The sequence below is a fragment of the Arthrobacter sp. Y3221157 genome (assembly GCF_059089865.1).
Genome location: NZ_JBNHFD010000120.1, coordinates 1 through 7,738 on the forward strand (window position 1 = coordinate 1; position 7,738 = coordinate 7,738).

Sequence of the window (7,738 nt, forward strand, 5' to 3'; positions counted from 1 at the left end):
ACCGCGGCGTCCCGGCGATCCGCCTGGGCGGACGGGCTGGGCCAGGCTGTCACGACGGCCGCCTGCTGTGCCGCTGCCCTCGCGGCCGCCTGGCTGGCCGCCCCGGCCGTGTTCGATGGCCGGATCGCGCCGGCAACCGCGGCGGTGGTGGTCCTGCTCCTCCTCGCGCTGGTGGAACCCTACGCAGCCATCACGACGGCGGTACGCCAGTTCCCTGCGTTGCGGACAGTCCTGCAGCGAGTGGAGGAGTCCGGCGCGCTGGCAGCCCTGGACCCGGTAGCGGACGGCTCCGACGGGCTCCACGCGGTGCCGGCCCGCACCGGAAACCGTCCCGGCGTCGAACTGGACAACCTCGCCGCCGCATGGCCGGGCGGCAGGCCCGTATTCACGGGCGTCAATGCCGTTGCCGAACCGGGGCGCTGGCTTGCCGTGACAGGTCCCTCGGGGTCCGGGAAATCGACCCTGCTCTCGGTCCTGCTGGGATTCCTTCCCGCGGCAGCGGGCCAGGCACGCGTGACGGGCCGGGCCGCGTGGTGCCCCCAGGAGGCACACCTCTTCGACTCGACCATCCGCGGCAACCTGCTGCTGGGACGCTCCGCGGACCGCAGCGGGGCCGGCATGGAGGCGGAGATGGGCGCCGTCATCCGGGCCGTGGGTTTGACCAGCCTCATGGAGCGCCTGCCCGACGGCCTGGATACCCGGATCGGCCCCGGCGGCGCGTTCCTCAGCGGGGGAGAGCGCCAGCGCCTCGCCGTGGCGCGGACCCTGATGACGGGGGCGCAAGTGATCCTCCTGGACGAGCCCACGGCGCACCTCGATGCCGGGTCCGCCCGCCACATGCTGGCAGACCTGCGGCACGGGCTGCGCGGCCGCACGGTGGTGCTGGTGACGCACAATCCGGCCGATATCCAGCCGGAAGATGCCCGGCTCGTCCTGCGCGCGGCGCCGGGCGACGAAGACGCCCTGGTGGCTTCCCGAAGGGGAGCAAACGCAGGAAACGCTTAGCCGTCCACGTCGTGGAGGTGATGGACGGCGTCGTGCAGGAAGTACTGGGCGAGCGTCAGGACGGTGAACTCGGAGCCGTTGCTGCGCAGCCCTTTCCTGCCCCACTCCGATTCCCGGACGCCGGCGAAGGACTCGGCCACCTGCTTGCCTTCGGCCGCGAGTTCGGCACTGACCACCGCGGGGTCCGCGTTGGCGTAGTCCTTCTCGATGGCCGTCCGGTCCTGGTCCCAGTTCTCGAACCGGGCGTCGTCCGATTCCAGCATGAGGTTCAGCCGCTGGTCGAACAGGCTGAAGACGTCCCGGACGTGGCAGGCGTATTCCAGCGCCGACCAGGTGTGGTCATTCGGCCGTTCCGCCGCATCGGGCCGCCGTAGCACCGCCCGCCACCGCGGCAGCATGTTCGCAATGGTCCCGGGGACCGTTGACGGCGTGGCGGTGGAGGCGTCAAAAGCGCATTCCGGGCAGGGACGCGTCAGGACCCAGGTCCAGTCCTTTTCATCAGGAACGATAGGCATGGCAGCAGTCTAGGCGGGATCAGCCCACGCCATCGCAGGACCTACGGCTTCCACCGGCTGGGACAGCGGCACGCCTGAGCCGTCGCGCCGGCCGTGCTCCTGCGGCAGGGACCTGGCCACACCCGCCGCGGAGGACGCCTTTGCCGGGCCATGGCCGGCCCACGCGAGCAGCAGCGTGTCCTCGCCCTTCAGGAACCGGTGCGCCCGGACGCCGGCAGTAGCACGCCCCTTGGCAGGGTACTCCGAGAAAGCCGTCACCTTGGCGGTGCCGGGAGCGGTGCCCGGCAGGGCGCCGTTGCTGCCGGCAATGGTGACCACGACGGCGGCCTCGTCCTTGGGCTGCACCGCACCGAAGAAGATCACGCGGTCGTCCGCCCCCAGCTTGACGCCGGCCATGCCGCCCGCCGTGCGGCCTTGGGGCCGGACGTTGGCCGCCGGGAATTTCAGCAGCTGTGCCTGGCTGGTGAGGAACACCAGTTCGGCGTCGTCAGCCCCGGCGGGTGCCACGCCCACCACGACGTCCTTGTCCTTCAGGGCGATGACTTCCCAGTCCTCGCGGTTCAGCGGGTAGTCGGGCTGTACCCGCTTCACCACGCCCTGCGCGGTGCCGATGGCCAGGACCTCGTCCAGCGGGACAAACGCCACCAGGGTTTCGCCCTTGACCAGGGTGAGGAAGTCCCTGGCCGGTACGCCGCCGGCGAGGTTGGGCAGTCCTGACATGGCCGGGAGGACAGGCATGTCCATCACCTGCAGGCGCAGCATCCGCCCCTGGGAGGTGACGGCCGCGATTTCCCCGCGGGCCGACGTCTTCACAACGGAGGTGAACACGTCGTGCTTGCTCCGCGGCCCCGCCTCGGCCAGCGGCTCCTGGTTGCTGGTGCGGCCGATCTGGCCTGAGGCGGTGAGGATGGCCCAGCAGGGATCGTCGGCGATCTCCAGGGCCAGCGGTGCGGGCTTGCCCTTCTTGCCGTTGGCGCCGGCCAGTTCGGCGGCGACGGTAGGGGACACGGCTTCCGATTCCAGCAGGACGGTGCGCCGCGGAGTGCCGTGCTGTTCGGCAATCTCGCCCAGTTCGTCGGACACCACACCGCGGAGCAGTTCCTCGGAGCCCAGGATGGCCTCCAGTTCCTCGATCTCGCGGCGCAGCTCCTCCTGCTCCTTCTCCAGCTCGATCCGTGAGTACTTGGTGAGCTGGCGGAGCCGCAGCTCCAGGATGTAGTTCGCCTGGACTTCGGAGAGGTCGTAGATGGACATCAGGCGGGCGCGCGCGGCGGCTGCCTCGTCCGAGGACCGGATGATCTGGATAACCTCATCGATGTCCACGATGGCGATGAGGAGGCCTTCTACCAGGTGCAGGCGGTCCTTCTTCTTGCCCAGCCGGAACACGGTCCGGCGCCGCACCACGTCAATCCGGTGGTTCACGTACACCCGCAGCAGGTCCACCAGGCCGAGCGTCTGCGGCTGGCCGTCCACCAGGGTGACGTTGTTGATGCCGAACGAGTCCTCCATCGGCGAGTACCGGTACAGCTGCTGCAGGACCGCGTTGGGGTTGAAGCCGTTCTTCAGCTCGATGACCAGGCGCAGGCCGTGCTTGCGGTCGGTAAGGTCAACGATGTCGCTGATGCCGGTCAGCTTCTTGGCGTTGACGGCGTCCTTGATCTTTTCGATCACCTTCTCCGGGCCCACCATGTAGGGGAGCTCAGTGACCACCAGTCCGGTGCGGCGCGCGGACAGCTGTTCAACCTCGACTTTGGCGCGGGTCTTGAAGGAGCCGCGTCCGGTGGCGTAGGCGTCGCGGATGCCGTCCAGTCCAACAATCCGGCCACCGCTGGGCAGATCCGGGCCCGGCACGAAGCGCATGATGTCATCCAGCGTGGCGTCCGGGTGGGCGATCAGGTGCCGGGCGGCGGAGATGACCTCCACCAGGTTGTGCGGTGCCATGTTGGTGGCCATGCCGACGGCGATGCCGGTAGCGCCGTTGACCAGCAGGTTGGGGAACGCCGCCGGCAGCACATCGGGCTGGGTCAGCTGGTTGTCGTAGTTGGGGACGAAGTCCACCACGTCTTCGTCGAGGTGGTCGGTGAGCGTGAGGGCGGCGGCAGCAAGCCTGGCCTCCGTATACCGCGGAGCCGCCGGGCCGTCGTCGAGCGAGCCGAAGTTGCCGTGCCCGTCAATCAGCGGCAGCCGGAGCGAGAAGTCCTGCGCCATGCGCACCATGGCGTCGTAGATGGCGGTATCGCCGTGCGGGTGCAGCTTGCCCATCACCTCACCCACCACGCGGGCGCTCTTGACGTGGCCGCGGTCCGGGCGCAGGCCCATGTCGCTCATCATGTACAGGATGCGGCGCTGTACCGGCTTCAGCCCGTCGCGGGCATCTGGGAGCGCGCGGGAGTAGATGACGGAATAGGCGTACTCCAGGAAGGAACCCTCCATTTCGGAGGTCACATCGATATTCACGATGTTCTCCGTGTAGGGGGTGGTGTCCACGGGAGGGGCTGAACTTTGGCGGCGGGCCATGGGGTTGGTGAATCCTTCTGGGGGTTACTGTGCAGCTTTCCGGAGTGCTCCGGAAGTTTTTGGCTAGGCTAAGCCTATGGTGGATCAGCCCGGGGACGGCGAATATCCGGAACATTGGGAAGCCGATGTCGTCCTGCGCGACGGCGGAACAGCGCACCTGCGCCCCATCCATCCCTCGGATGCGGATGCGGTCCAGGCGTTCCATATGCGCCAGTCCCAGGATTCAATTTACATGCGGTTCTTCGCCTTCAAGGCCCGGCTGTCCAGCAAGGAGCTCAAACGCTTCACGGAGGTGGACTACAAGGACCGGGTGGCGTTCGTCATCACCAGCCGCGGGGAAATCATCGGAATCGGCCGCTACGACCGGCTGGATGATCCCGCGGAGGCGGAGGTCGCGTTCAACATCGCCGACGCGCACCAGGGCAGGGGACTGGGCTCCATCCTGCTGGAACACCTCGCCGCCGCCGCGCACGAAAACGGGATCCGCCGGTTCACCGCCGAGGTGCTCCCGGAGAACCGCAAGATGCTGATGGTCTTCTCCGACGCCGGCTATGACGTCAAACGGCATTTCGACGACGGCGTTGTCAGTCTTGAGTTCAACATCGACCCCACCGAGAAATCCCGGGCCGTCATGGAATCCCGCGAGCACCGCGCGGAGGCGAGGAGCGTCCGCGACCTGCTGACGCCGCCGTCCGTTGCCGTCATTGGTGCCAGCCGCAAATGGGGGACGGTGGGCTACCAACTGCTCGAGCACATCATCGAAGGCAAGTACCCGGGGCCGGTCTACGCCATCAACCCCGAGGCCTTCGAACTGGCCGGCATGCTGTCCTACGGCAGCCTGTCCGAAGTCCCGGATCCGGTGCACCTGGCCGTCGTTGCGGTGCCCTACGAGGAAGTTCCGGGGGTTGTGGCCGACTGCGCTGCGGCGGGGGTGAAGGGCCTGGTGATTGCTTCGGCAGGTTTCGCGGACGACGGCGAACGCGGCCTCCAGCGGCAGCGGGACCTGGTGCGGCAGGCCCGGGCGAACGGGATGCGCGTCATCGGCCCGGCCTCGCTCGGGATCGTGAACACGCACCCGGACGTCTCGCTCAACGCGTCAATGGCGCCCACACTGGCCCTGCGCGGCAGCCTCGGCCTCTTCAGCCAGTCCGCCGCCATCGGCGTCTCGCTCTACGCCGCGTCCAGCCGGCGCCGGCTGGGCCTGTCCACGTTCCTCTCCGCGGGAAACAGGGCGGACGTCTCCGGCAACGACATGATGCAGTACTGGGAGGACGACGCCGATACCTCCGCCGTCGGCCTCTACCTGGAATCCATCGGCAACCCGCGCAAGTTCTCGCGGCTCGCCCGGCGGCTGGCCCGGACCAAACCGGTGATCGTGGCTAAATCGGACACCATGGGGCTGCGGCTTCCCCCGGGCCACGCCGTGCGCACAACCCAGGCGCCGGTGGGGGCACTGGATGCCATGCTGCGCCAGGCCGGCGTCATCAGGGTGGAGACCATCGAGCAGCTGGTGGACGTGGCGCAGGTTGTATCCGGCCAACCGCTTCCCGCCGGCCCGGTCATCGCCATCTTCAGCAACTCGCAGGCGCTGGGCAAAGTGGTGGCGGACAGCGCCACCGACCAGGGGCTCAGCGTTGCGCAGCTGGTGGCCGGGGTTGATCTCGACGCCGGACGGTCCGTTGCCCTGCCGGCCCTGCGCGCGGAGCTGCTGAAGGCGCTGGAATCGGAGGCCGTGCACGCGGCGGTGGCGGCGCTGCTGCCCGCGCGGGGACTCACGGTGGACAGCATCGCCGAAGTGCTGGCCGAATGCTCGGCCGCCGCCGGGAAGCCCGTGGTGGCGGCGTTCACCGGCATCCTGGACCCCTCCGTTTATGTCGAGGGCATGGTGGGGTCGCTTGACCACGCCGTCCCGTGCTACTCGAACCCCGGCGCCGCCGTCGCTGCGCTCGCGGCCGTGGTGCGGTATGCGGAGTGGGTATCGCGGGACCACGGACATTTCGTGGAACCCCCCGGCTGCGACCCGCAGCAGGCACGCGACGAGATCGAGGTCCTCCTGCGGGATGTCCGCGGCGAGCAGCTCAAGCAGCTGGACCCCGCAGCGGCAGCGTCCCTGCTGGGCCACTACGGCATCCGGCTGCTCCCGTCCGTGGGCTTCGATACCCCGGAGCAGGCCGTCGAAGCGGCTGACGCACTGGGCTGGCCCGTCGCTTTGAAAACCACCGCTCCCGCGCTGCGGCACCGGCTCGACCTGGGCGGAGTACGGCTCGACATCCAGGACCCGGAGTCTCTTCGCCAGAACGTCCTCCAGATGCGCCGGGCGCTCGCCGCCTACGGCGACCCGGCACTGGAGGTGCAGTCCATGGCGCCCGTGGGCCAGGCGTGCACGTTCAGGGCCATCGAGGACCCGCTGCTGGGTCCGGTGGTCTCGTTCGGGCTGGCCGGTGACGCCACCAGCCTGCTCGACGACTGGGCGCACCGGGTGCCGCCCCTGTCCGCCGCCGACGTGCACGACTTCATCCGCGCACCCAGGGCTGCCCGGAAGCTGTTCGCGTACCAGGGATTGCCGGCCGTCGACGTTGAAGCGCTGGAGGACCTGGCCGGAAGGCTGGCCTGGATGAAGGACAACCACCCCGAGATCGCACTGGTGGAATTCAATCCCGTGTTGTGCGGCACGTCGGGCGCCACCATCCTTGCCGCGGACGTCCGGATCGGCAACGCCGCCCAGCGCACCGACAGCGCACGCCGGGCCATGCTGGGCTGAGCCCGCGCGTGCGGGACCGGCGCGGTTCGCAATGTGTATGGCCGATCTGTGAAAATAGGGGTCATGAGCTCACAGCCTCCCGCGTCGGCGCCCGAAACGCCCGGCAATGACAACCAGGCCGTCCGCCACCACAGCTCACACAGCCACGGTGCCCAGGGCCAGAGCCTGGACGACGCCCTGCAGAAGGCCGGCTTCTACCCCCGCCTGGTGGCCGACGTCGTGGACGATGCCCTGGACGGACGCGACTGCGTAGCCCACCTGGTGCACCTGGAAACCCACTTCGACCGTGCCGAGGTCCGCCGCCACATCACCGTCCTGGTCCTGACCTCGGACATGCTGGTGATCACGCATGTCGACGACCAGCAGCTGGACGAGGCCGGCGAGCAGATCGTCGCCCAGATCTCCACCGAATCGGTGCCTGTGGCGCAGATCCGTTCCGTGGTCCTCAGCTACATGTACTCCCAGCCGCAGAACTACAAGCCCTCCGATCCCGTCCGCGAACTCACGCTGTCCATCGCCTGGTCCGGCGGCCAGCGGCTGGACATGGGCCCTGCCAGCTGCGGGGATCCGCAGTGCGAAGCGGACCACGGCTACACCGGCACCATCGCCCAGGAGGACATTGTCCTGCGGATCAGTGCCGAGGCCGACGGCCTGCAGGCAGTGCAGGACGCCAAGCTCTTCGCCCGTGCCCTGCGCGCAGTGAATACCGGCTCCAGCGCGCCGGCACCCCATGTGCAGTCGCTCCCGCCACGCCCGCGCGCCGGTGTTTTCGGCACCCGGCTCAGCCGCGGCCACCAGCAGCGCTGATGCCCGAAGACCGGCACCAGGCTGTCAGTACCCCCCTTGCCCCCGCAGGCCAGGCGCAGGACCTGCCTTCCGCCCCCGCCTACGGCCGACGCTCGGTCGCCGAAGTCCTCACCAGCGCCGCGGCCAGCCTCGG

General features: G+C 69.0%; 5 protein-coding genes. 3 read left to right on the forward strand and 2 right to left on the reverse strand.

Annotated elements, in window-relative coordinates:
- On the forward strand, positions 1-1,005 hold a 1,005-nt coding region (locus AC5RTT_RS18935; protein WP_494146482.1), incomplete at its 5' end, for an ATP-binding cassette domain-containing protein.
- Here AC5RTT_RS18935 and AC5RTT_RS18940 read toward each other — a convergent pair.
- Together AC5RTT_RS18940 and AC5RTT_RS18945 are read right to left on the reverse strand one after the other, a co-directional pair.
- Positions 1,002-1,520: a DinB family protein gene (locus AC5RTT_RS18940; RefSeq protein ID WP_494146483.1), complete on the reverse strand. Its 519-nt coding sequence runs from the start codon at positions 1,518-1,520 to the stop codon at positions 1,002-1,004. The two genes, AC5RTT_RS18935 and AC5RTT_RS18940, sit on opposite strands and share 4 nt — an antisense overlap.
- Positions 1,521-1,529: 9 nt before the next feature.
- Positions 1,530-4,037: a DNA gyrase/topoisomerase IV subunit A gene (locus tag AC5RTT_RS18945; RefSeq protein WP_494146484.1), complete on the reverse strand. Its 2,508-nt coding sequence runs from the start codon at positions 4,035-4,037 to the stop codon at positions 1,530-1,532.
- A gap of 76 nt (positions 4,038-4,113) precedes the next feature.
- Between AC5RTT_RS18945 and AC5RTT_RS18950 the strand changes: the two genes are divergently transcribed.
- Together AC5RTT_RS18950 and AC5RTT_RS18955 are read left to right on the forward strand one after the other, a co-directional pair.
- Positions 4,114-6,798 carry a bifunctional acetate--CoA ligase family protein/GNAT family N-acetyltransferase gene (locus AC5RTT_RS18950; RefSeq protein ID WP_494146485.1) on the forward strand — a complete coding sequence of 895 codons (2,685 nt, stop codon included), beginning with the start codon at positions 4,114-4,116 and terminating at the stop codon, positions 6,796-6,798.
- Between the two features lie 63 nt (positions 6,799-6,861).
- Positions 6,862-7,605 (forward strand): DUF5998 family protein, encoded by a 744-nt coding sequence (locus tag AC5RTT_RS18955; protein ID WP_494146486.1) that lies wholly within the window; start codon positions 6,862-6,864, stop codon positions 7,603-7,605.
- Positions 7,606-7,738: the final 133 nt, after the last annotated feature.